The sequence below is a fragment of the Paenibacillus sinopodophylli genome (genome assembly GCF_005930355.1).
GTDB classification, from domain to species: Bacteria; Bacillota; Bacilli; order Paenibacillales; family Paenibacillaceae; genus Pristimantibacillus; species Pristimantibacillus sinopodophylli.
Genome location: NZ_VDBO01000005.1, coordinates 19051 through 42558, shown reverse-complemented (window position 1 = coordinate 42558; position 23508 = coordinate 19051). Strand labels below are relative to the sequence as shown.

The 23508-nt window shown below is 46.2% G+C and carries 21 protein-coding genes and 1 pseudogene; 6 read left to right on the top strand and 16 right to left on the bottom strand.

Features of this window, described 5'->3' with window-relative positions; translation table 11 throughout:
• Positions 1-94: 94 nt before the first annotated feature.
• The 6 genes from FGT79_RS19265 to FGT79_RS19235 form a co-directional block, all read right to left on the bottom strand.
• Positions 95-277, bottom strand: a complete 183-nt coding sequence (locus FGT79_RS19265; protein WP_171056332.1) for an RNA polymerase sigma factor — start codon at positions 275-277, stop codon at positions 95-97.
• A 260-nt stretch (positions 278-537) separates the two neighbouring features.
• A complete protein-coding gene (locus tag FGT79_RS31285; protein WP_171056331.1) occupies positions 538-702 on the bottom strand; it encodes a type II toxin-antitoxin system RelE/ParE family toxin in 165 nt (54 codons plus the stop codon).
• Between the two features lie 448 nt (positions 703-1150).
• Positions 1151-3535, bottom strand: coding sequence for an FG-GAP-like repeat-containing protein (locus FGT79_RS19250; RefSeq protein ID WP_171056330.1), 2385 nt, complete (start codon positions 3533-3535; stop codon positions 1151-1153).
• A gap of 733 nt (positions 3536-4268) precedes the next feature.
• Positions 4269-4727, bottom strand: a complete 459-nt coding sequence (locus FGT79_RS19245) for a hypothetical protein (RefSeq protein WP_138754467.1) — start codon at positions 4725-4727, stop codon at positions 4269-4271.
• 23 nt (positions 4728-4750) lie between these two features.
• Positions 4751-5509 carry an SDR family NAD(P)-dependent oxidoreductase gene (locus FGT79_RS19240; RefSeq protein WP_138754466.1) on the bottom strand — a complete coding sequence of 253 codons (759 nt, stop codon included), beginning with the start codon at positions 5507-5509 and terminating at the stop codon, positions 4751-4753.
• Between the two features lie 136 nt (positions 5510-5645).
• The gene (locus FGT79_RS19235) at positions 5646-6071 is read right to left on the bottom strand and encodes a MarR family winged helix-turn-helix transcriptional regulator (RefSeq protein WP_138754465.1); all 426 of its coding nucleotides are present in this window, start codon (positions 6069-6071) and stop codon (positions 5646-5648) included.
• A gap of 244 nt (positions 6072-6315) precedes the next feature.
• On the opposite strand from FGT79_RS19235, the gene FGT79_RS19230 reads away from it, so the two are divergent.
• The 5 genes from FGT79_RS19230 (at position 6316) to FGT79_RS19205 (ending at position 12078) form a co-directional block, all read left to right on the top strand.
• Positions 6316-7053: a VCBS repeat-containing protein gene (locus FGT79_RS19230; protein WP_138754464.1), complete on the top strand. Its 738-nt coding sequence runs from the start codon at positions 6316-6318 to the stop codon at positions 7051-7053.
• A 97-nt stretch (positions 7054-7150) separates the two neighbouring features.
• Positions 7151-7774, top strand: a complete 624-nt coding sequence (locus FGT79_RS32600; protein WP_171056329.1) for a response regulator transcription factor — start codon at positions 7151-7153, stop codon at positions 7772-7774.
• Positions 7695-8294, top strand: coding sequence for a hypothetical protein (locus FGT79_RS19220; RefSeq protein WP_138754462.1), 600 nt, complete (start codon positions 7695-7697; stop codon positions 8292-8294). The genes FGT79_RS32600 and FGT79_RS19220 overlap by 80 nt, the downstream gene beginning before the upstream one ends.
• 21 nt (positions 8295-8315) lie before the next feature.
• Positions 8316-9098: a sensor histidine kinase gene (locus FGT79_RS19215; protein ID WP_138754461.1), complete on the top strand. Its 783-nt coding sequence runs from the start codon at positions 8316-8318 to the stop codon at positions 9096-9098.
• A gap of 517 nt (positions 9099-9615) precedes the next feature.
• Positions 9616-12078, top strand: coding sequence for an InlB B-repeat-containing protein (locus FGT79_RS19205; RefSeq protein ID WP_138754460.1), 2463 nt, complete (start codon positions 9616-9618; stop codon positions 12076-12078).
• Between the two features lie 351 nt (positions 12079-12429).
• Here FGT79_RS19205 and FGT79_RS19200 read toward each other — a convergent pair whose 3' ends face one another.
• From FGT79_RS19200 to FGT79_RS19165, 8 genes are all read right to left on the bottom strand, one after another.
• Complete coding sequence (locus tag FGT79_RS19200; RefSeq protein ID WP_138754459.1) at positions 12430-13284, bottom strand: sulfurtransferase; 855 nt, start codon at positions 13282-13284, stop codon at positions 12430-12432.
• Positions 13285-13373: 89 nt separating this feature from the next.
• Positions 13374-14534, bottom strand: coding sequence for a tryptophan synthase subunit beta (gene trpB / locus FGT79_RS19195; protein WP_138754458.1), 1161 nt, complete (start codon positions 14532-14534; stop codon positions 13374-13376).
• A gap of 270 nt (positions 14535-14804) precedes the next feature.
• Positions 14805-15392: a nucleotidyltransferase family protein gene (locus FGT79_RS19190; RefSeq protein ID WP_138754457.1), complete on the bottom strand. Its 588-nt coding sequence runs from the start codon at positions 15390-15392 to the stop codon at positions 14805-14807.
• 195 nt (positions 15393-15587) lie between these two features.
• Positions 15588-16142, bottom strand: a complete 555-nt coding sequence (locus FGT79_RS19185) for a hypothetical protein (protein WP_138754456.1) — start codon at positions 16140-16142, stop codon at positions 15588-15590.
• Between the two features lie 51 nt (positions 16143-16193).
• The gene (locus tag FGT79_RS19180) at positions 16194-16508 is read right to left on the bottom strand and encodes a hypothetical protein (protein ID WP_246096502.1); all 315 of its coding nucleotides are present in this window, start codon (positions 16506-16508) and stop codon (positions 16194-16196) included.
• 10 nt (positions 16509-16518) lie between these two features.
• Positions 16519-17463 carry a serine O-acetyltransferase gene (locus FGT79_RS19175; protein WP_138754455.1) on the bottom strand — a complete coding sequence of 315 codons (945 nt, stop codon included), beginning with the start codon at positions 17461-17463 and terminating at the stop codon, positions 16519-16521.
• Between the two features lie 99 nt (positions 17464-17562).
• Positions 17563-19143 carry a family 2A encapsulin nanocompartment cargo protein cysteine desulfurase gene (locus FGT79_RS19170; protein WP_138754454.1) on the bottom strand — a complete coding sequence of 527 codons (1581 nt, stop codon included), beginning with the start codon at positions 19141-19143 and terminating at the stop codon, positions 17563-17565.
• Positions 19130-20074, bottom strand: a complete 945-nt coding sequence (locus tag FGT79_RS19165; RefSeq protein ID WP_138754453.1) for a family 2A encapsulin nanocompartment shell protein — start codon at positions 20072-20074, stop codon at positions 19130-19132. Before FGT79_RS19165 ends, FGT79_RS19170 begins: the two co-directional genes overlap by 14 nt.
• 347 nt (positions 20075-20421) lie before the next feature.
• On the opposite strand from FGT79_RS19165, the pseudogene FGT79_RS32595 reads away from it, so the two are divergent.
• Positions 20422-20700 (top strand): annotated as a pseudogene (locus FGT79_RS32595) (YheC/YheD family protein); the annotation flags it as partial.
• Positions 20701-20733: 33 nt separating this feature from the next.
• Here FGT79_RS32595 and FGT79_RS19155 read toward each other — a convergent pair.
• Together FGT79_RS19155 and FGT79_RS19150 are read right to left on the bottom strand one after the other, a co-directional pair.
• Positions 20734-20931: a hypothetical protein gene (locus FGT79_RS19155; RefSeq protein WP_246096501.1), complete on the bottom strand. Its 198-nt coding sequence runs from the start codon at positions 20929-20931 to the stop codon at positions 20734-20736.
• 365 nt (positions 20932-21296) lie between these two features.
• Positions 21297-23174, bottom strand: coding sequence for a discoidin domain-containing protein (locus tag FGT79_RS19150; RefSeq protein WP_138754451.1), 1878 nt, complete (start codon positions 23172-23174; stop codon positions 21297-21299).
• Positions 23175-23508 lie beyond the last annotated feature (334 nt).

Sequence of the window (23508 nt, the reverse complement as noted above, 5' to 3'; positions counted from 1 at the left end):
TCCCTGCATTCAGGTATAGTTTACGCGCAATTTGACATAGTCAGGTATATAAGGAGCTGTCGCCTCTAAATCTACCAATATGCAAGTAAACACGTTAAAAAGTCTCCTGGATTAGATCCTCCGCCTGATCCCAACCACCTGTCATCGACAACACATATCGATAAACCTGATCCGCATACATTTTATAGACATCAGCAAAGCTTTCCAGCCCGTCCCTCCCTTCTGCCAGCTTCTTGTTAGACGACCGAACAGCTAAAAAGATACAACCTTTTTCCATAAATTTTATCACAAGTAGCGTAAGTAACATGCTCGACTAGTACAACGTGGCGTTGGTTTTTCTCCATAAAAAAACAGAGCGACGGCGACAAACTCACCTTGCTCTGCTTCAATAGATATACTGTTTTATTTCATTTGAAGACCGTGCGATATTGTTTAACCAGAACCAATTCTTTAAAATGCACTAAACAATTTCCGAAGATAGTCCCTTCGGGCAGCATAGAACCCACATTGTAGAAATCGGCTAATTTAAAAATAGATTCATCCAATCTTCTCAGCATACTGTCCTGCCGCAGGAGCATTCTCCCCAGTGATATACGAAAAAATTCCATCCATATCATCGACTGCTGTCGGTGAATAACTAATTTTTTTCTTGGGCTGCATCGATCTTCTTTCGCATCCTTGCCATGACTTGATCATGATCAAGCAATGGCATCCCCTCGTAAATCTGTTTTTCTGCGACCAAAAGCTTGGATTACAGTTTTATGCGTGCATCCATTCGTTGGTATGCCCCATGACTCATGACAACCAAATCTGCTTCCCCGTTACATTGTCATGTATGTCTGGTCTTCTCGTTCACATCCACCCTGTTTCTGAAACAAGCCGAGTTGAATTCCAACTAAGGCCCAAAGATGCAGGTTGGACATTTAATCCCTATCCGAAGTATTCTCTTGCGCTACTTCGGTGCGAATCGAGTTTCGCTTTTTTTCGTGTTGACTTCAAATAAAAAATACATCGCCCAAGGGACAAGCCCCATATGGCGATGTATTCAAGATGCGCATACTATATGTCTACTTAAGACTTCTCTTCGTCCCCCACCGCGACCGGATTCTCGCTATACGAAATCCAATCGCTCCAACTCCCCGCATACGCTTCAGCTTGTGGGAGCAACATTCATTTCATATTGTTTGTTCCATAGCCTCAACATCATGACTGCAGCTTCCGCTCGTGTCGTAACCCCATTTGGTACAAACTGATTGTTTCCGCGACCCTGCATTAGCCCTCTCACATGTACCGCCTCCACATAAGTTCGTGCCCACTCTGAAATGCTAGTCCCGTCGGCATAGCTTGAATAATGCTCGGTTGTTGCCGTCCACTTCATTACCTTCGCAATCATTGCAGCCACCTCGCTTCGCGTAATGGTCTGCTGCGGGCGGAACTTGCCGTCCAAGTAACCACTGAGCATCCCCTCAGTTACACCTGTGGAGATTGATGTCGCTGCCCAGTCTGGAATGCTTTCCTTATCACTGAACGGAAGAGTGCCCAGTTCTTCGTCAATTGGGATTTCAAGCGTGCGCAGCATCATGACCGCAAACTCCGTTCGAGTAACGGTTCTGTCCGGTGCAAATGTATTTGCACTAACACCTGTAACAATCCCTAAGGTCACTGCCTCACAGATCGCTGTCTTTGCCCAGTGCTCATCAATATCCGTGAATGGACATACAACTTCCTGAGGCTCAGTTACTGTCTCGATCTGACGAGTCAGGGAAATGGTATACCTCTTGCTTGTGCCGTCCTCGGCCGTCACGATCACATTTAGTACGTTCTCTCCCACATTCAGCGGCATTGTACCGCTCGGGCTTCCGCTAGCAACTGCCTCTAGCGCCCCCCCATTCATGCCTACCTTAACGGTCGCTTTCGCATCCGCCAACGTTGGGATTATGCTAATACCGCCTATGTGATTCGCCACGCCTGACGTGTAGCTGTATACGTTTGAAGAAAACGCAGGGCTTAACGTTGCTCCCTCTGTCAGGCTTAAACCGTCAAGATTCGCGTTCGCGCTAACAGTAGGCGTTGCGGGTATTACGACTTGGGGCAAGCGAGTTACCTCCAACGTGTACGTTTTCTTTGTCGTACCATCCTGCGCAGTGACCACCACGTCAATCCTATTCACGCCTACGTTCAAGGGCAATGCACTGCTCTCATCCCCGCTGGCTACCGCCCTCGGCATACCACTGCCATTCACCTGCACGGTCACCCTAGCCGTAGAATCGAATACGGTCGGCGTTACGTTTATTTCATTCACGCTATAATCTACGCTCGATGTATAACCGAGTGTACCCGCACTGAATGGTATGTTCAGTGCTCCCCCTGCTGACAGGCTCAATTCTTGTAAATCTGCATTTCTACTATTACCTAGAAGAACGTAGAGATTAGTTGTAGGTTCTCTAACAAATGCCACATCCAACATGCTATCGCCGTTAAAATGACCACTAACAAAGTTGATTACTTTGCCCAAACTAATATTATAGGCAGTTGCTGTTTCAAAGGTTCCATCACCAACGCCAGTCAGGATTGAGAGGAATGTAGAATCAAAATTGCCTACTAGAAGATCTGCTTCCCCATCGCCAGTAAAGTCTCCAACTAAGACAGCCCACGGTTCGACCCCTCCAGTAGATTGATTAACCGTACTATTAAATGTACCGTCGCCATTCCCCAGTAGAATAGAAACAGTACCTGAAAAGTTACTCGTAATCAAATCTAAGGATCCATCCTTATCCAAATCGTCGATAACTACTCTTCTCGGGTTTTCCCCAGTACTATAAGCTACTTTAGGATTGAAGGTTCCGTCACCGTTTCCTAAAACAACACTAACTGCATGATCACCATAAGCACATACCACAAAATCCGGATTACCATCCGCATTAAAATCTCCAGTTGCAACTTGATAAGATTTTGCCCCAATACCTACTGTAGTGTAAGGATCAAAGGTACCATCCCCCTTCCCCAACATCACAAACACATATCCGTCTCCCGAAGGGGACACTACCAAATCCATTATCCCGTCATTATTAAAATCCGCTGCAGCAAGCGAAAAAACACTGGTACTTACAGGAGTAACCAATGCGCTTGCAAAGCCCCCGTTACCATCTCCTAGTAGAATAGAAATCGTATTAGAATCCCTGTTAGCGGTTGCCAAATCGACGTTCCCATCCCCGTCGAAGTCCGCGTTCGTTATGGCTTCAGCCTTACCTCCGGCATCGTATTGGGTCGAGGCTCCAAAGGTACCATCCCCATTGCCAAGTAAAACTGAGATGTTTGAAATGGAATTAGAATAGCTTGAAATAGCAAGATCTAGATTACCATCCTTGTCAAAATCGGCGCTAGTCACATCATTAGTTCTAATGCCTGCCGAATAGCTGGTTATACTCTGGAAGTGTGCTGCAAATGATTGTAAAGGCGTCTGTACCGTAAATAGTAGAGCGATTGCCAAAGCTACTTTTACAAATAGCGATTTTTTCTGTGTCAGACATTTCATTTGTTTATTCTCTCTCCTCTTATTGTGAAGTTTATCAATTCGAAAGTTTATCAATTCAAAGGATAACATAGCACAATGAAAGAATTCTGAAAGAATTAAGAAAGCAATTAATCACTTGAAAGAGGCTTCCTCCCTTCTTTATGTATATTCAGGGCCATCAAAATCCCTCAGCCCTTTATCAAGCTCGAGGGTTCCCGTCTGTCCCCGGCCTACGTAGACTCCAACCATGTTTCCGGGCACAGGAAACAAGAGGCCAAGTCTCGCTCCGGTGCACTATCTCGGGACACGCTCCACCCAGTAAGGTACCGTAGACGAAAGGGCTGGGAACACAAGGAGGTCCAAGCCGCGAGATCGCTACACTGGACAGGGAGAGCAAGTGGAAGGAACGCCATGGAAAGGAATGCCGGTGGTAGATGGGTGGGATGGGGAAAGAACGATACCCGATACTTGACAGCCAGCGAAACGTCAGAGAATAGCCTCGAACGGCGATCATCCTCCGATTCCGCACGGAAAAGCTTGCCGATCTTGTGGTTGGAGGCACGCCGACAAAAGCTCGCTTGCATCGGTCAGTTTGCCCCCCTAGTCCAGTGGTTGCCCTGGTTGGTTGCGAGCGTTTTCTACAACAGCTTGTATGCAGATTGTTTGCAAAAGAACTCCAAAGAGGCTACAACACCCCGGCTCCCGCCAGAATGTCATAGCCTCCAATCCCGCGTCGGGAAAGCCCTCGTGGGTACTACTCTTCTCCCGTCGCAATCGGATTGTCAGGGTAAGAAATCCAATCGCTCCAACTCGATTCCATGCCAGCCACCCCGTCTATGCGGTCATCCTCACGGACGAGATGCCGGAATGCGGAAGTAAGACTGTCCACGAGTTTCAATTGAATCGTTCCATGCCGCTCGACTTGTCTAGCAACTGCAGTCTCTTTGACGAATTCGGGCAGCACGACAACAATCCATCGCAGGTGCTCATGTTGGAGGATCGGCAGAGCTTTCAACATCGAATCCAGAGTGGCGACCGTCCTGTCGGCGATAATCCGATTATCGATCAGAAGGTGAAAGGGTTGCGTAACCTCTTGCAAGGCCATATGCGCATCCCTAGCAATATCCCGGAAATCCTCCATCGTTACAACCGGTTCAAAATGCGTCAACGCCAAAATATGATTTTGCACCAGCCAGCCTGCTTTATAGCGCATGCTTAACCTCCTTTGTTATGTGGTCAAATATATTGTCGACTATATGCCCATAGCGCCTCGGCTTCTTGGCCTTCGGGCAAGGGAACGCGGAAACGCATGGGGCGATCCTGCTTCCAATGCACCCCCGAATGCTTTTCCAAGATCAGCCGACCTTGATACGCGCTACCTTTGGCTATCGGCTGGCCGAATAATCGAGACATCAATCGGAACAGCAATGGCGCCTCTTGGAATAAATTCGTTTGAACCATTCCCGGATAGCAGGTATGCACGCGTAACTTCGGATATCGCTTGGCGAGCTCGGAAGCATAGAGATCGACCGCAAGCGCCGCCTTCATCGCGGCCTGCAGACCGGCTTGAGGTTCAGCCCAAGCGGTTGAAACCTTCTTGTGGACGCCATTGCCACCTACCATAACGATGCATCCGCCGGGTACGATTTTGTTCTGCTGAAGAAGCATCTCCGATAACACAAATTTACTCAAATAGTTACTTGCGAAGGTCGCCTCCAATCCTTCATTGGTCAGCCGGACCTCTTTGTCGGTAGATATGCCTCCCGCACACAGCGCTAACGCATTAATCGGTTCTTCGAGCTGTTCCGCTAATCGACGTACTTCCGACATCTTGGACAAATCTGCATAAAAGTAGTCCACCCCTAGCTCGGCGGCCATTTTCGCGCCTTGCGTTCGATTTCGACCGACAATCGTCACCTTCCAACCGCTTTCAGCTGCTAAGCGCGCCGTCCCGTAACCGATTCCGCTTGTTCCTCCCGTAACTACGATTCGCATAATAACCCCCCTATTAGTTAGGATGCTAGCTATAAAAACAAACGTTATTCATCTTCGTCCTTATATTCGCTGCATTGCACTCACCTCCTCTCAGATTGCTAGGATGCTAGCTATTAGCGAAGGCTAAAAGCCCTTATTAATAATATTCCTTATCCCCTAAGTTCTTGGCCACTCGTTGCAGCCACTGTCCCAGCAAATCTCTCTCGGCTTGCGTGAACCCTTTAAGCATCTCGTTCTCGAATTCCAGAATAAGATCAACCAGCTTACCGAACACTTCGTTGCCCTGCTGCGTGAGCGTCACAACGTTAGCCCTTCCGTCTGTATGGCTAGGCTTACGGGAGATGTATGACCGAGCCTCCAGCTTATCTAATATTCCGGTCAACGTCGCGGATGTAATCCCGCTATGATGCTGGAGCTTCTGCTGCTCCATCCCTCCGGATTGGGCCAAATAACCCAGGGTCTCGAATTGCGAAGTCGTCAGATTGAATGTGCTTAACCGCACGTCAAGCTCTTTGCGCATAATAATATAGGTTCTTTTCAAATATAGGACGGATTGAGACATGCGTTACGGCTCCATTCTGAGATCGTGTTCATATAATTAGCATCCTAATTATATATCAGAAATTTCCAGAGTGTCAACCGACCTCGCTTCATAAGCCAGCGTAACGGCAATCGAACCGACGGATAACTTCATAAATTGTACTATGTGCAAAGAGCCGTCCATGGGCATCTACACAATCATATAGTTATTAACCTACATATTTGTAGACACAGGGTATTTGACTAATGAAAAGGGGCTGTTTAATTTGTACAGACAATTCCAAGAGTATACTTACAGAAGCATTACTTTGCTTGATATGAAGCAAGGAGATGTGAACGGGGACGGAATAATGGATAACGTATATTTATATGGAAATAAACCCAATGGAATCTTCGCAGATAATATTACGCTTATTATTCAAGACGGACATTCTAACCAATTTACAACAGTAAATCTTCAAAACAATGCGGGATATAATCCTAGGCTATTCCTTGGGGATTTTTCTAAGGACAACGTAAAGGACATCTTTGTAAGTATTGATTCAGGAGGAAGCGGCGGATATGGCATTTTCTATATCTATTCCTTCAAGAATAACGTTCTAAGTGAAATGTTTGATTTTGAAAAATATAATAATAAGTACAAATTCAATGTGAATTATGAAGACTTTTACAAAGTAAGTGTAGGGAGTCCTCAACTTGACGTGCTTTTCACAATAGACATTAGTTACAAAGGCTATGATTATTTATCACAATACTACGACGAAAATGGAAAACTCAAACAACCGATCAAGGGTGAGGTTCTTGCTTTAGGTGCATTGTATCCCATAGTTACCAACGAAAATAGGATGGGCTATGATTTACTGGCCCTTCAACGAATTATTGGTACTTCTAATTCCGATACATTAGGGTATGTCGAAAACCTTATTACATGGAATGGCTCTAAATTTACATCCTCAAGATTGTCAGTAGCCATACTTGGTACGAAATTAATCAGCCTTTTCTAAAGGTCTGCCGCCAATACGGCTTCATAATCAATTTGATCCTCCGCTTAGTCGGCAATAGCGCTATAGCGAGCTAACGTTCCAAAATATTCTCGATCTGTTGTCTTCCGCAGCCCATTTTTCAAGAGAGTTTCAGAAAATCAAGCGCTCCGCGGTAAACTATCTACGAGAGAATGAATCGGAGCTACTGGTCATCGTGCTTAGTGCCACAAGAGACGAAGAAGATAAGATCACTGCACTCGGTCTCGGCGCAGTAGATTTCGTTACTAAACCCTTTAGTCCGATGGAGCTTATTGCCCGTCTACAAACCAATCTCAGACGACTATGTCCCAAAGCCCATCTCAAAACCCCTGTGCTTCAACTGAATAATTTGAAACTCGATGTTGACAATCTACTCCTTATTCATAATGAAGAAAGCTATACCTTGACTCAGATGGAGTGCGAACTCATTCATTTGTTTATGAAAAATCCAGATCGCGTATTAACCAAAAGACAAATCTATCAGCAAATCTGGAATCACGAAAATTATGATGATAACACGTTAAGCGTTTTGATATACCGACTACGCAAAAAGCTAGAACCCCTGCCTTCGTCTTCCCACCATATTCATACTATTCGAAATGTCGTTTATCGGGAGACGGACTATGAAACTTCTCACAAAAATGTGGATTTTCGTCATTTTCAGCTACGTAATAAGCCTGGTTGTATTTCTCATTCTCTTTAAAATGATGTACAATGTAGATAATAATGGATATAGCTTGCACATCCTGGACAAGATTGCACATTCCGCACTAGAATCCGTGCAGGAGCAGCAAGTATTCAGTAAGCATGGAGTTGAATCAGCTTTAACGCCTTTTTCCAAGGAACATCCGAAAATCCGTTTTGAATGGATCGTCTCTGATGGCACAACGATATACCACTCTTCCGGCGTAATGAAATATTATCAGTTTAAAGAACTGGCCGATCGTTTTCTCGACATGCGTTATACGCTATCGACCGACGGAAATTCGGTTTCACTGGTTTATGCAGCAGAACAGAATGGGGAAACCTATTATTTACTAATGGGACTGCCTACTCATGCTTTAAAGCCGGGCCAAATGTATTTCTACGTTCGTACCTTCGCAGTCCTTTTTATTTTTGCATTACCATTATTGGTCGCAGTTTTAGTACCCTACTTACTGTCTTCATGGTATTTCTACTCTATCAACCTGCGTATCCGCAAGTTAAATGCAGCCCTGAATTAAGTTAATATCCAAGCGAACGTAATGGAGCTCAAGGATACATCCAAAGATGAAATCGGTCATCTCACTCGACATTATAATGACATGACACGAAGGATACGGACGCAAGTCGCTCAAATCGAGCAATTAGAAAACAACCGCAAGCTTCTGCTGTCCAATTTGTCTCACGACCTGCGCACTCCCCTAACCATGATGCTCGGCTATGCCGAAATTATTCGAACAGGTCAATATAAAGATGAGAAGGAACTGCAGACCAGCGCCAAAATCATTCACCAGCGTTCCCGATACATGGACAAATTACTTGATCAAATACTGGACATCTCGCGACAGGATGCCGATACGTTGGAGATCCATGTTTTTTCTCACAACTTATCCGAGCTCATTCGAAAGATCGCCTCTGATTACTTTCTCGTTATAGACGAGCAGGAATTGTTGCTGGAAGTGGAACTGCCGGAGAATGAAGTGTATGCCGTTATAGATGCATCGCTAATTGAGAGGATGATCCGCAACCTGCTCGATAATGCCCTTCGTTATGGAAAGAATGGGGAGTATCTCCAGATTGGGTTGTTTGAGAAAGAGAAGACGGTATGCCTAACGGTGAAGGACAGAGGCCCAGGTATTGCTGCAGAAGAACAGGAAAGAATCTTTGAACGATTCTATCGTATAGATCGGGGAAGAAAGGGCGAAGGCCTTGGCATCGGACTATCTATCGTTAAAGATATCGTCGAAGCACATCATGGCAGCATTCAATTGACGAGTATTCCCAATGTAGAGACCGTGTTTCTAATTAAGATACCGAAGAACTAAATTCAGGAGTAATCGAATTTCTGCCTGGTCATCAACAATTAGAATTTGAGTCATGTTATGCCTGCTTGTGTTTTAGGTCTTTAAATTCGTTAAGATTTCATTAAGAATACCCTGTTGGTTTTAAGCTAAAATTGAATTTGTTGCACTTGCTTGTTTACATACGTAAACAAAACGAAGGGCCACATCTCAATTTTGGGAGGATAACAGACGTAATTGGAATATGGAAAAAGACTGGTTGTTCATTATTAGCGGTTTTTCTGCTGGAGGGGGTACTATTAAATAATAGCGGTACTGTCAGTGCTACAGACGACACGAATAGCTCAAGTAGTTCAAGCAATTCAAGCAGCACGAGCGGCTCAGGCACTCCAACTGGCTCGTTTTTCCGGTACAGGTTGTGAAGGAACCGGAACGTATTCTCTTCCAATACGGCGTCCGCAACACCTGGCTGTCGATTGAAATGGACAAAATAGTAGTTTGAAAAATAGTATTTAATTCAGTAGAGGAGTTTTGAGAAATAGTGATCAGACGAAGTATTTCCTTGGTAATGGCACTCTTGATACTTGTAACAATAATTCCTACTTTTGCATTCGGAGCCTCTCTGGAACATTGGACAAACCGAACTACGGAAACGCCTTATCTTGATGGAGTCAGTTATGGAAACGGTACGTATATGGCAGTAGGATATGGTGGGAATATTTGGTCCTCATCTGACGGAGAGAGTTGGACGCAGCAAACGTCGGATACAACGACACATCTTTTTGACGTTGCTTACGGCAACAATATGTTTGTAGCGGTTGGGGGCAATGAAACAATCTTGACCTCTGTTAACAACGGGAGTACTTGGGTCAATAATTCTATGGGCGGATCAGAAGATATCGTCGCCGTTGAATACCTCAATGGTATGTTTGTTGCGGTGGGCACGGGGGGCGCAGGAGGCCAGATATGGACCTCGGCCGATAATGGTGTGACATGGGTATCAGTTGGAAGCTCAACACAATCTCTTTTTGACGTCACCTATGCTAACATCGTTGGTGTTGATGTGTTTGTAGCGGTGGGACTTAACGGAGCCATTGAGACCTCTACTAACAACGGAGCGACTTGGTCGAGTCAAACATCGGGCACCGAACATCTAATTAGCGTAACCTATAATGGCACAGCCGATTATGGCAGAACCTTTGTGGCTGTGGGTGACAATGGTGCGATCTTGACCTCCGCCGACGGGATAACATGGACGAGCCAACCATTGGTCAGTACGAATAACCTTCTAGATGTCACTTATGGTGATAGCGAATTTGTGGCTGTGGGTGACAAGGGTACGATCTTGACCTCTAGCGACGGAAGGACATGGACGAATGCTAATTCGGGAATTACAGATCTCCTTACTGGTGTCATTTACGGTAGCAGCACCTATGTGGCTGTGGGAGTAGGCTCTGTTCTATTGCAGAACTATGACCCCGTATACGTCACCTATGACGACAATGGCAGCTCTGGAGGAACCACACCTACGGATAGCACTCCGTATGTACCTGGCGCGACCGTAACGGTACCAGGTGCTGGAGGATTGGTGAAAACGAACTATATGTTTGCGGGATGGAACACAACAGCCGACGGGGACGGAACACCTTATTCCCCAGGCGGTACGTACAGCATCACATCGAATGTGACGCTGTACGCACAGTGGACGGTCAACCCGACATACACCGTAACGTATAACGACAATGGTAGCACAGGAGGAACCGTGCCAACAGATAGCAATTCGTATGAGCAAAATGCAACAGTAACCGTACTCGCAAATACGGGAAGCCTGGTGAAGACGGGCAATACCTTCGCAGGTTGGTACACGGCGGCCGACGGAACAGGAACATCATATGCGGCAAATGCAACGTTCGGCATGGGAGCGTCGAACGTTACGCTGTACGCGCAGTGGACGGTCAACCCGACATACACCGTAACGTATAACGACAATGGTAGCACGGGAGGAACCGTGCCAACGGATAGCAATCCGTATGAGCAACATGCAACAGTAACCGTACTCGCAAACACAGGAAGCCTGGTGAAGACGGGCAATACCTTCGCAGGTTGGAACACGGCGGCCGACGGAACAGGAACATCATATGCGGCAAATGCAACGTTCGGCATGGGTGCGTCGAATGTGACGCTGTACGCGCAATACATTCGAGTTCCAGCTCCAGTTTCGGTTCCGGCTGCCCCGACATATACCGTAACCTATAACGGTAACGGTAACACGGGAGGAACCGTACCTACGGATAACAAGTCTTATGGGCAAAACGAATTGATAACGTTATTAGGCAACACGGGAAGTTTGGAGAAAACGGACTATGCGTTTGCAGGCTGGAACACGGCTGCTGATAGAAGCGGAAAAGAGTATATGCCAAATGCTGCGTTTACCATGGGATCAGCGAATGTGACGCTGTATGCGCAGTGGAAAATAGTACCTTATACCGATATATCGGGACATTGGGCAGAGTCCAACATTATTGCAATTAGCAGAGATATTGTTAGAGGATATCCTGACAATACGTTTAGGCCTAATCAAACCGTAACACGAGCAGAGTTTGCTGTAATGCTAATCAATGCGCTGAAGCTAGAAGGAACGGGGACGGAACTAACTTTCACTGATAAGGATCATATCAAAAGCTGGTCGGAGAAAGAAGTTTCGTTAGCGGTCGAGTTGGGCATTATGAAAGGCTATACTGACGGCTCTTTCCGTCCAGATAAGGAGATTTCACGCGCTGAGATGGCGGCGATAATCGCAACGGCGCTAAAGTTGACACTCGACGAGACTGCGATAACAGGGTTCACAGACGACAAGGATATTCCAAAATGGGCGAAAAGTAGCGTCGTTGCTGTGAATAAAACAGGCATTATGCAAGGACGAGGAGATAACGAATTCGCCCCTCGAGCCTCTGTAACAAGAGCCGAGGCAGTCACGGCTCTGCTGAACATGCTGGCACAATAGAGCGAGTAGAGCAATAAACGGAGGATTAGCCTGCGGGCGGTTGAACAAACTGTCTGCGGGCTAATCCTTGTTTTATTGCAATTCACTAGCGATTGTTGACTCTATGTTGATTGCTAAATTTATACTTTTGTATTGTTGATTTACATACGATAGCCTGCAAGCAACACCACTATAGTTGGACATACCTAGGCCTAATTTTTTTAAACACAAACATGATCTCCCGGCCGGGTAAGCTCGCTGCGTAAGTACTTTCAGGGCTAGATTGTTGACTCCGTGTTGACTTCGGGGCATAAAAAATACACCGCCAGGGCGTACAGGCCCAAAGACGATGTATTCACAATCTGTATACTGTTATGCCTTACGCGGTTCTCCTTCGTCTCCGACTGCGACCGCATTCCCCTCATAACTAATCCAATCGCTCCAGCTCCCCGCATATAACCGTACATTCGCAAAGCCCGCTTCCTGCAACGAAATGACGTTCGGCGTAGCTGTGACGCCGGAGCCGCAATAAACGATTATATCGCCGTTCCTGTCCAAGTCATGGAACCGCTCAGACTGAGCAGCGACATCCTTCCAAGCACCCGATTCCGTTAAGCTGTCCTTCCAGAAACGGTTTATTGCCCCCGGAATATGGCCGGCAATGCGGTCGATCGGCTCAATCTCACCTCGGTAGCGAGGAGCTTCACGTGAGTCGATAAGTGTGACTCCCTCGCTGCCCAGCAGCTCCTTGACCTCATCCATTTCAACTAGCATAGTATGCTGCACTGTTGCAAGATACGACGCAGGCTGCACCACTTTCTTTTCGGTTGCTATCGCCAACCCTTTTTGAGCCCAAGCCGAGAATCCTTTATCCAGCACATACACCTGCTCATGTCCCATATACTTCAGCAGCCACCACAGCCGGGAAGCCATCGCTCCGCCTTGATCATCATAAGCAACCACAATGGAGTCGTTGCTTATACCTGCCTTGCCGAACGTTACAGTCATTGCAAAAATATCCGGAAGTGGATGGCGTCCGCCATACTCCTCCACCTCACCTGATAGATCCTTCTCCAGGTCCAAATAAACAGCGCCCGGGATATGCGACTCTTCATATGCTCTAAGTCCTGCAGCAGGATCGTCCAGACGAAAACGGCAATCCGCGATAACTAGTTTCGGGTCACCTATTTTCTCCTTCAGCCATTCCAACGACACGATGTTATTCATTCTAATTCGCCTCTTTCGTTCATCTATGTAATCCATTATAGAACAAAAGCCAGGAAATTCTCCAATACGGAGGCTCCTGGCCGGCGTTATTATTTAATCATCTGGAATACTTGCTCGACATCCTTGTCTCCACGGCCCGACAGGTTAACGATAAGGATTTGATCCTCACTCATCCTCGGTGCCAGCTTCTTGGCATAGGCAACTGCGTGAGCACTTTCTAGGGCAGGAATAATGCCTTCCGTACGAGACAGCTCTTGGAATGCTTCCAGCACTTCTTCATTGGTAACCGTCGCATATTCGGCGCGCCCTGTCACCTTCAAATGGCTATGCTCCGGCCCGATGCCCGGATAGTCGAGACCCGCAGCGATCGAATACGTCTTACGCGGCTCACCTTCCTCGTCCAGCAACACCAAACATTTGAAGCCGTGAATGATGCCCGGAACACCTTCCGTTAAGGACGGAGCTTGATCGGGTTCAACACCGATTAGGCGAACGCTCGGCTCGTCGATGTAATGCGCGAATGCACCTATTGCATTGCTACCTCCACCTGCGCAAGCTACCACAGCATCAGGCAACCGGCCTTCCTTCTCCAGTATCTGCTGCTTAGACTCTTCACTAATGACCGCCTGAAAATGCTTGACCATCGTCGGGAACGGATGCGGACCTACTGCGGAACCAAGCAAGTAAAAGGTATTTTTATAATTGCGAACCAGATCACCCAGCGCTTCATCCACCGCGTCCTTCAGTCGACCTTGACCTTTATCAACCGGTACGACAGTAGCACCGAGCAGTTCGATCCGGAACACATTAAGCGCCTGACGGCGCATGTCTTCAGCTCCCATATAAATGATACATTCCATATTGAACATGGCACAAGCCGTGGCGGTTGCGACTCCGTGCTGACCAGCACCCGTCTCGGCGATAATACGCTTGGCGCCCATCCGTTTAGCGAGCAGAATCTGTCCGATGGCATTATTGATTTTATGCGCTCCAGTGTGATTCAGATCTTCGCGCTTCAAGTAAATCTTGGGTCCGCCCCAAGCTTTGGACAACCGCTCCGCATACGTAAGCGGACTCTTGCGGCCAACATATTCACGCAGGTAATAGCTAAGCTCTTCCTGAAAGTCTGGATCGTCTTTGAACTTATAAAATTGCTCGCTCAAATAGTTTAGCACTTCCTGCAATTCTGGCGGAACGAAGCTGCCTCCGAATTCCCCGAAATACCCCTCTTGCTGCAACTGTTGGTCCATAAAGTAAGCGCCTCCATGAAATGAAATGGTAATCTATCACAACTATATTACCATAAATTTCTGCTGCATTTTATATGCAAGTTTTGTTATTCAATAGAATGATCATTTAGCCCTCACAAGGCTCAACTACAAAACTAGTGATAGCGAAATGCTCAGACCCAGCTTGTCTAATGTACCCAGCTTGCTTCTCGACACGTTCGGACACAGAAATGATGGACACATTTTTTTTCATAAGGGGGATCAATTCAAAGCATATCGTTCTCCTTCCGCTTAGTTATACTCGTCAATGATCTGAAGCCGTGGCCATCTTTGAGCAGGTTGTTTTTCTGCAATTCTTTTTCGATAAAGCTCTAACGAAATCCGGGTTCGGTTACGACGCAGTTTCATGGTCATCAGATCTTCCAAGCCAAATGGAACATAAATGTTCAAGCTGTCGTTCGCAAGCAGTTTAACACCGATGCTCGTAGCCGTTTCAGGCCATGTACGAATGGCTGACTCGGTCGATTCCAACGGAGGAACGGAATAACCAAATACGCTCTCATACCAGAGATGAACAGCCGCTTGGTTAGTAGCTTCCCAAGGAACATCATGCCGCAAGGCAGACAACTGCTGCTGTACCTCCGCATCCCGTTCTGGTGTTAGGTTGCTTGGATCAAAAAAAGCGACATCAACATCGCGTGAATTATAGTTATCTTCAACCAAGCCATGCAGGTAATCCCAGACTATATTGCGAATGACCCCCGCACCTACATACCAATCTGGAGGATTGCAAAGACGTACATCTCTCAATATGGACATAAACCACTCATTATTACGAATGATTTCTTCAAATTGCTGTCTATATATGTGCTCCGACATTGCTCTCCCCCCCCTTTTACCTTGCACGGACTTTCAAGGCAAAGCTGCAGCTATCTTTGTAAAATCCTCATAAAGCTCTGTACATTTTGATGTTGAAGCCCGTCTCCGGTTACAGCCCTCCCCCGTCGAGCACATCCCATTCTATGCGTAGTTAAAGAACATCAAAGCTAGATATAGACAATTCGCATTCTTTGTTTATGTAATCTGTTTTCTTATTTCTTCTCCATCTTTAATACACAGAGGGTTGATCCAAAAGCTTGTATCGTGATGATCAAGAACTGTCTTCAATTTGTCATATTCTTCTAGTACTTTCACAATTGGGTTGTTGAATATTCTGAATCCATATGTAATATCTATCAGTTTCATTTGGTTAGTCAAAATCTCCTCCGTCGCAATAACCAACGTACGATCAATGAACAAATAAGGGAATTTTTCATAGCAACTTAACATTATTAATAATCGATCCTCTTTTGCTGGACCTTCTCTAAATAACCTGCCTGAAGGATAATAAACTAATCGCTGCTCCGATGATAATTCATGCCTCTCAAAAAGCTGATACTGGGGTTCAAATGGCTTGCCAGTATAACCAGTAACAATATCTTCTAAGCAACCCTCATACCATGAAGCATTATCAAAGGATTTGGCTTTACTTGGAACGAAGTATTGTGAATCAAATATGGGAGGGGGAATGGGTCCACCATGCCAAGCACCGTCATCAGAGAAAATGTAACCCTGTGTGAGTTCGGCCAATGCTGAGGCAATAAAACCATATGCTACATTTATAATAGCCGGTTGCCCTGATTACTTTACCGTCTCGTAGCGATTATTCTGAATCGCCTGCTCGATCCATCCCTCAATCTGATGCTTAGGTATCTGAATATTGCCTCCAAGAGCGTTGTTCCTATGAAAGCCCCAGTCCCCATATACTAGCATATGGTACTGACTATCTATTCGTTTTACCAGTCCCCATACGCCGAGATCCCCTTGTGCGCCAGCACTTATATATAGCCAATGCCGGTAGTTGAATATGTACGGCTCTCCAAACATATCAAAATTCCCCAAATACCCGTTACTCCCAGTTCGAGTTGGAAATCGATTATTGCAACTCGTAATCATCCATACCTCCTCAAATGACCCAATCGATGATCGACTCTTGCTTAAATTCTTGTGGCTCGCTACCTTTGATGACAAGCTCAGGGTTTTTTACCGTAACCTTCGCACCCGCCGGTACCGATTTTGAGATAAACACATTGCTGCCTATTACAACGGCTTTACCGATCACCGTGTCTCCGCCGAGTATGGAAGCACCGGAATATACCGTTACCTCATCCTCCAGCGTCGGATGGCGCTTCATACCATACAACGCCTGTCCGCCACGTGTAGAGAGCGCACCTAACGTAACACCATGGTAGATCTTCACTCGATTCCCGATGATTGTCGTCTCTCCGATAACGACCCCAGTTCCATGATCAATAAAAAACCAAGACCCAATGGTCGCTCCAGCATGGATATCAATCCCTGTAAGGCTATGGGCATATTCGCTCATTATGCGTGGCAGAAGCGGTACGGACAATAAATACAACTCATGCGCCAATCGATAAACACTCACCGCAAAAATACCGGGATACGAGAAGATGATCTCATCGGTATCGTTAGCAGAAGGATCGCCGTCAAAGGCGGCCTGCACATCTGTCGCCAGCACATTCCGCAGCATCGGTATTTTGCTTAGAAATTCGCAAACGATTTTCTCAGACGATTGCTTCACTTCCCCGCTAAACTCGTTACGCCTATTGTTATGATGGCTCAGAACACGGTCGATTTGCTCTGATAGCTTCTTATGTACCTCAATCAGTACCTCTCCAATGCGATACTCCATGGTGGCGTTACTAATATTCTGCCTTCCGAAATATCCTGGAAACAGCAGTTCTCTAAGTAAATGAATGATTTCAATAACGGTATCCTTGTTGGGAAGTTCGTGGGAGTCAACCGAAATAATCAGCGGAACCTCTCGATGGCTGGCAGCAATCGTGGAAACGAGAAGATCAATTTGCTCGTGAAAGTTTTTACTCATCTTATCCTCCTTCTACCCCTCTATAGAACGATTAATGGGAGCTAACGAGAAGTAACCGGAACGCATCCGGCCACTCCCCCTCACCCTACACGATTAAGCTTAAAACTTCTTCAATCTTAGAAGAACCGACGCAAGAAAATCAATCTCCTCGCATGTGTTGTAGAATGCGAGTGAAGGACGTACCGTGCTTTCCTGACCGAATCTCCGCAGGATAGGCTGGGCGCAGTGGTGGCCCGATCGAACCGCGATCCCTTCACCACTAAGCGTTTTTCCAACTTCTTCCGTCGTATAACCAGATAATACAAATGATAGCACACTTGCTTTATTTTTGGCTGTGCCAATAAATTGTAAGCCCGGCACTCGATGTAACGCTTCCGTAGCGTATTCAAGCAGAAAATGCTCGTATTTGTTTATCGTATCAAGTCCGATAGCCGACACATAATCAATAGCAGTGCCAAGCCCAACTGCATCTGCGATATTGCCCGTACCTGCTTCAAAACGATAAGGTGCTGGATGAATAATCGTCTTCTCAAATGTAACATCAACAATCATATTGCCGCCACCTTGATAAGGGGACATCGCCTCCAGCACTTCAGGCTTTCCATACAGTGCTCCGATACCCGTAGGACCGAATACTTTATGGCCTGAGAAGACATAAAAGTCGCAATCCAGCTCCTGCACATCAACCTTCAAATGAGAAACAGCCTGTGCGCCGTCAACAAGGACCTTAGCCCCGTAGCGATGAGCCAAGCTGACCAACTCCGCGATCGGCGTAATCGTACCAAGTGCATTGGACACATGCGTAACCGCCACTAGCTTTGTCTTCGAGCTGAGCAGCTTCTCATACTCACTCAGCAGAACCTGCCCCGTATCATCTACTGGGATGACACGGAGCTTTGCCCCTGTCTCGGCGCATAACATCTGCCAAGGAACAATATTGGCGTGATGCTCAAGCCACGAAATGATGATCTCATCATCTTTCTGAAGATGCTGCTTTCCGTAGCTGTTAGCTACCAGATTAATAGCTTCGGTCGCTCCGCGAACGAATACAATTTCTTTCGGTGAAGGCGCGTTTAGAAACTTGCTGACCTTCTCGCGAGCACCTTCATAAGCGTCCGTTGAACGCGCCGCGAGCTCATGTGCTGCCCTATGAACATTGGAATTTTCATGCGCATAGAAGTAGCTGATCCGGTCGATGACCTGCTTAGGCTTATGCGTCGTCGCTGCATTGTCTAACCAGACCAAGTTTTTGCCGTTCACCTTCTCTGATAAAATCGGGAAATCGTGGCGTATCGCATTCACATTGAACCCAGCTTGCGACGAACCTGCATATATTCCTGAAGCCGGTACAATAACAGGCGCATAGCTCTGTCTGTCAGCGAAAGACTTTGAGCCTAGTTGCGGAATAGTACTCCCCAAGCCTGGAGATGAGAAATCACCTTCAAAAGGTTGATGATAAATCTGCTGAACAATCGGCTGTTCGTGCGCTTCGGACAAGTCCGCTATCACTTGCAGCCAATCATTTTCACGCAAGACAGGTTTAGAGGACAATGCTGCAGGTGCGTATGCGGGCAATGAAGCCTTCTCTCCGCTAAGCGGCGAAGATGAAAATTCCGGAAAATGTTCGTTCGCAAGTGCCTCGAGCACGGCCGAATCCAGCAACCACTTATTGGTAGTCATAGTAGTTACCTACATCCACATTCTCCAATACCGCCACTGCATCATCAGCGAGAATAGCTGCGGAGCAATACAAGGAAAGAAGATACGAGCCGATGCCGTTTTTATCGATACCCGTGAAGCGTACGGACAACCCCTTAGACTGCTCACCCGGAACCCCAGCTTGGTATAAACCTACAACACCTTGCTTCTTCTCCCCTGTACGGACTAAGAGGATATTGGTCTTTCCTCCCTTTCCTTTTGGAGATTTCTGACCATCAACAAAAAGCTTGTCTGTCGGGATAATCGGTATCCCTCTCCACGTCAAGAAGTGAGATCCGAACAATTGTACCGTCTGAGGAGGAACACCGCGTCTTGTGCACTCACGGCCGAAAGCCGCAATCGCCCGCGGATGCGCCAAGAAGTAGGAAGGCTCCTTCCATACCTTCGAGATCAGCTCGTCAAAGTCATCTGGAGACGGCGGACCAAAGCGTGTCTGGATTCGCTGGGACTTTGCCGCATTTTTCAGAAGTCCGTATTCATCGCTGTTGATGAGCTGACTCTCTTGTCTCTCCTTAATACTTTCAATGCCGAGCCGCAGTTGATCCTTGATTAGATCATACGGACTGCTGTACAGGTCGGATACCCGTGTCTGTACATTGATAACTGTAGAAATCGAGTTCAGGATATACTCACGCGGGTTAGCATTGTAATCAACAAAGCCTTCAGCAATGGTGACATTGTCGTTCTCGCTGCACAGGATGTCGAGTGTTGTCTCTCCTTCATTCACTTTAATCAATCTGAATATTCCTGTCTCTAACGATTTCCACTCAAACAGCTGCGTCAACCACCTTGGGGTGATCGACTCGAATACCGGGGGAGTCTTGGTTACATTGGCAATCTGATAAGCTGAAGACGCACTTAGAGTTTGAACGATTTTACTTGAATCCGACATAAGATAACCTCTCCTGATCTATGTGGTATTGTTGTGAAACCGCAATTCATACTTGGCCATGCTGGGATTCCATTCACTAGCCCGCGCATGAAACCAACTTTAAGATCCAGAAGCCCCCATGCCAGCGATAAAATGTGTCTCGTTCGATATTCACGTTTTTTGGAAGATATCACGTAACCTTGTAGCCAAAAGCAGCTTAAATCTTATGCATTCGTAATCATCGCTTACTTAACCTACCAGGAAACCTCAAATATATCCAACTATTCATATAGGTATAATAATATAATAAAATTTGGAATGTCACTGTGTCAATCATAATCTTTGTAAACTACGATTCAACTGAAGCTATGGGAGAGTCGCCGCGAAAATGCACCTTATTTTTGTGCCGTTTATGCTATCGCAAGGACGCCTCTCTCGCCAGACGTTTGCCAGAAACAAAGCAGCTTAAGAAGAAAACTTTATTGAAGTTGCTTCTTCAATATCAAAGCGTCGTACTGAAACCACGCGACGGTAGCTACGGAAGGAATATCCTGTTTGTCAAACGGCAGGGAACGAACGCCTATCGAATTGATAACGAAAAAAGGCTCTTTATCCCCTTGGAACGTAACTGGCTCATCAATAAGTCGAGACAACGTTTCGCCGATTTTCTTCACCGTACCTCACACAAAATAATCGTGCAGCACGCTTATCCAGTTCTCGTTGCTTTTGCTTATGTACATAACAAACTTGGAGTCTTGAGCCTCATTATTTGGCAATCCTAATACTTCGGCATGCTCTTCACTTAGTACTCTTAATGCTTCGACAATCTTCTCCAGGTTTCTTGATTTAATATGCAAATTCGCGAATGATCTTCCCACGAGTTTGCCTCCATTAATCGTTTTATTAATCCCTTGGTTCTTGTATATATCTAATAGATGGACTCTATATAAGTCTCTTATTTCCATTATAGTAATCTGTCCTGAGTCTACCTGCTTTTTTCCTGAATTTCGGAAATCATCTTTGCAAATAAAAAGAGTGCCCCTCGTCATTTTATGACTTTTGGGACACCCACTTTGGAACTATTCCACGTCCATTATAATACTCTCCACAACAACATTTTTTTCAGACGGTTACTGGACAAGGAGCACCACTTGTTAGCATGGGTTATGCTGCCGTCCACTTCTTTATCCGCAGTTTGCAAGGCGTTGCAGGCACTTGCTACTGCAGCAGGTATATTTAACGTCTAATTTGAAGGTCCGTATACCTCAAAGTCATAGATTCTTGCCGCAGCGTTTTGGGTTTGCGTAGGCGTCGTAACGTTTAACTTGATATATCTGGCTGATACTGCAGCAATTTTGTCTACGGAAATGCTGCCCGTATTGTTGGTTACATTTACTACCTGCTTCCAAGTCACACCATCAGTGCTGACCTGAATATTGTAAGCCTTTGTGTTGTAGGAGGCGGTCTCCCCGCCTTCTGATGCGTGCTTGATGACAAATTGGTTCACTTGCTTCACAGAGCCAAGATCGATCTGCAGCCAACGGTTGCTGGACTTAGAGCACCATTTGCTATCATTGATGACGGTGCCGTCTACGGCTTTAACCGCAGTTTGCGAGGCGTTGCACGTGCTGTCAACCGTTGCAGGCTTATTTAAAGCCAAATTTGAAGGTCCAAATACCTGGAACTCATAGATTCTTGCAGCAAGGTTTGTGGTTTGCGTAGGTGTCGTAACGTTCAACTTGATATATCTTGCTGATACTGGAGTGATATCGTCTACCGTCAGGCTTTTCGTATTATTGGTCACTTTGACTACCGTGCTCCAATCCTTGCCATTATTACTGACTTGGATATGATAAGCCTTCGTGTTATATGCGGTCGTCTCCCCGCCTTCTGATGCATGCTTGATTATAAATTGGTTCACTTGCTTCACGGAGCCAAGATCGAGCTGCAGCCAACGGTTGCTGGATAGGGAGCACCATTTGCTATCATTGATTTCGCTGCCGTCTACAGCTTTGGCCGCGGTCTGCGAGGCGTTGCAGACGCTGTCAACCGTCGCTGGTTTATTCAATGCCAAATTTTGCTGCTCGAATACCGCGAACTCATATATTCTTGCCGCAGAATCTGAAGTTTGCGTAGGTGTCGTGACATTTAATCTGATATATCGGGCCTGCGTATCCGGTGTATTGTCTACCGTAACGCCACTCGTATTATTATTTACATTAACCACCGTATTCCAAGTCGTACCATTGCTGCTAACTTGGATGTTGTAAGCCTTCGTGTTATAAGAAGCAGACTGACCGCCTTCCGATGCGTGCTTGATGACAAATTGGCTCACTTGCTTCACGGAACCGAGGTCAATCTGCAGCCAACGGTTGCTAGACATGGAGCACCATTTGCTGTCATTAATCACACTGCCGTCGACGGCTTTGGCCGCATTTTGTAAGGGGGTGCATGCGCTGTCAGTCGATGCGGGTCTATTTAATGCTAAATTCGGCGAACTCACTGTTATCGTATACGTTACCTTACTCGTTCCAGCTTGCGGGCTGACGATGATCTTCATGCCTGTCTCCAGCGTCGTCGCTTTCGTTATCCCATCTGCATTGTAAATTTCGAACGTTGCATTCGCTGACGGCGTAATCGCTGCCTTCAGCGCAGCTAACTTAACGCCACTCGGAACAGTAATGGTCTCATTCACCGTCCCACCGGTACTTACTGTACCGATCGTCGAGGTTAAGGCAGCATTGCCGCATTGTGCATTTGTACTCGAGGCCACCCACTTCGCATACAACGTTAGGCTGTTAGTAATTGCATCTGAAGCATTGTATCGTTGCGTCAGCGCACTGTCGTAATACCAGCCTTCGAAGTTAAAGCACTCCTTTGTCGGTATACTCTGAAAAATCACTTTACCTCCAGAACTCATAAATTGAGGGGGAACTGCTGAGCCACCGTTGGTGTCATAAGTCACCACCAGTTGGTTGGATCCGCTCCCAGTATCTCCTCCGGCATATGCAGGAACCCCGGCTGTCATTAACGATAAGATGATAGCTATCACCATCAAATAACCTCTGATCTTTGCTGTAACCCTCTTACTTCCCTTACTAAGTCCTGAACCTTTCATCATTCGTTCTCCCTTCTACTACTACCTAACAATTAACGCTTTCGATATCATAGGCCTTCCCACAAAATATCCTTACACTTCCGTTCGTACAACATCGTATAGTCGCATCAACTGGCATGGCATGGAGCGGCTGGTACGTTTCAGAAGAATACGGACTGCTGCATCATTCATCATGTTATTCACAAAACTCGGAATCATGCTTAGTTATCTATGAGCTAGAACCGTATGTTTAGGCAGATAACGAATTGTAATATGAAGTGTGGCAGCTCAAAACAAAGGAGCTTGAACGGATTCGCACAAAGAAAATTAGCCACAACATTCTATTTTATGCAAATAA

Excerpts from the sequence above, each read along its gene's own strand:
- FGT79_RS19245 (WP_138754467.1), bottom strand. The coding sequence starts at position 4,727 with ATGCGCTATAAAGCAGGCTGGCTGGTGCAAAATCATATTTTGGCGTTG.
- FGT79_RS19250 (WP_171056330.1), bottom strand. The coding sequence starts at position 3,535 with ATGAAATGTCTGACACAGAAAAAATCGCTATTTGTAAAAGTAGCTTTG.
- FGT79_RS19220 (WP_138754462.1), top strand. The coding sequence starts at position 7,695 with ATGAAACTTCTCACAAAAATGTGGATTTTCGTCATTTTCAGCTACGTA.
- FGT79_RS19165 (WP_138754453.1), bottom strand. The coding sequence starts at position 20,074 with ATGTCGGATTCAAGTAAAATCGTTCAAACTCTAAGTGCGTCTTCAGCT.
- FGT79_RS19265 (WP_171056332.1), bottom strand. The coding sequence starts at position 277 with ATGGAAAAAGGTTGTATCTTTTTAGCTGTTCGGTCGTCTAACAAGAAG.
- FGT79_RS19235 (WP_138754465.1), bottom strand. The coding sequence starts at position 6,071 with ATGTCTCAATCCGTCCTATATTTGAAAAGAACCTATATTATTATGCGC.
- FGT79_RS19170 (WP_138754454.1), bottom strand. The coding sequence starts at position 19,143 with ATGACTACCAATAAGTGGTTGCTGGATTCGGCCGTGCTCGAGGCACTT.
- FGT79_RS19240 (WP_138754466.1), bottom strand. The coding sequence starts at position 5,509 with ATGCGAATCGTAGTTACGGGAGGAACAAGCGGAATCGGTTACGGGACG.
- FGT79_RS19215 (WP_138754461.1), top strand. The coding sequence starts at position 8,316 with ATGGAGCTCAAGGATACATCCAAAGATGAAATCGGTCATCTCACTCGA.
- FGT79_RS19150 (WP_138754451.1), bottom strand. The coding sequence starts at position 23,174 with ATGATGAAAGGTTCAGGACTTAGTAAGGGAAGTAAGAGGGTTACAGCA.
- trpB (WP_138754458.1), bottom strand. The coding sequence starts at position 14,534 with ATGGACCAACAGTTGCAGCAAGAGGGGTATTTCGGGGAATTCGGAGGC.
- FGT79_RS19175 (WP_138754455.1), bottom strand. The coding sequence starts at position 17,463 with ATGAGTAAAAACTTTCACGAGCAAATTGATCTTCTCGTTTCCACGATT.
- FGT79_RS19200 (WP_138754459.1), bottom strand. The coding sequence starts at position 13,284 with ATGAATAACATCGTGTCGTTGGAATGGCTGAAGGAGAAAATAGGTGAC.
- FGT79_RS19190 (WP_138754457.1), bottom strand. The coding sequence starts at position 15,392 with ATGTCGGAGCACATATATAGACAGCAATTTGAAGAAATCATTCGTAAT.
- FGT79_RS19180 (WP_246096502.1), bottom strand. The coding sequence starts at position 16,508 with ATGATTACGAGTTGCAATAATCGATTTCCAACTCGAACTGGGAGTAAC.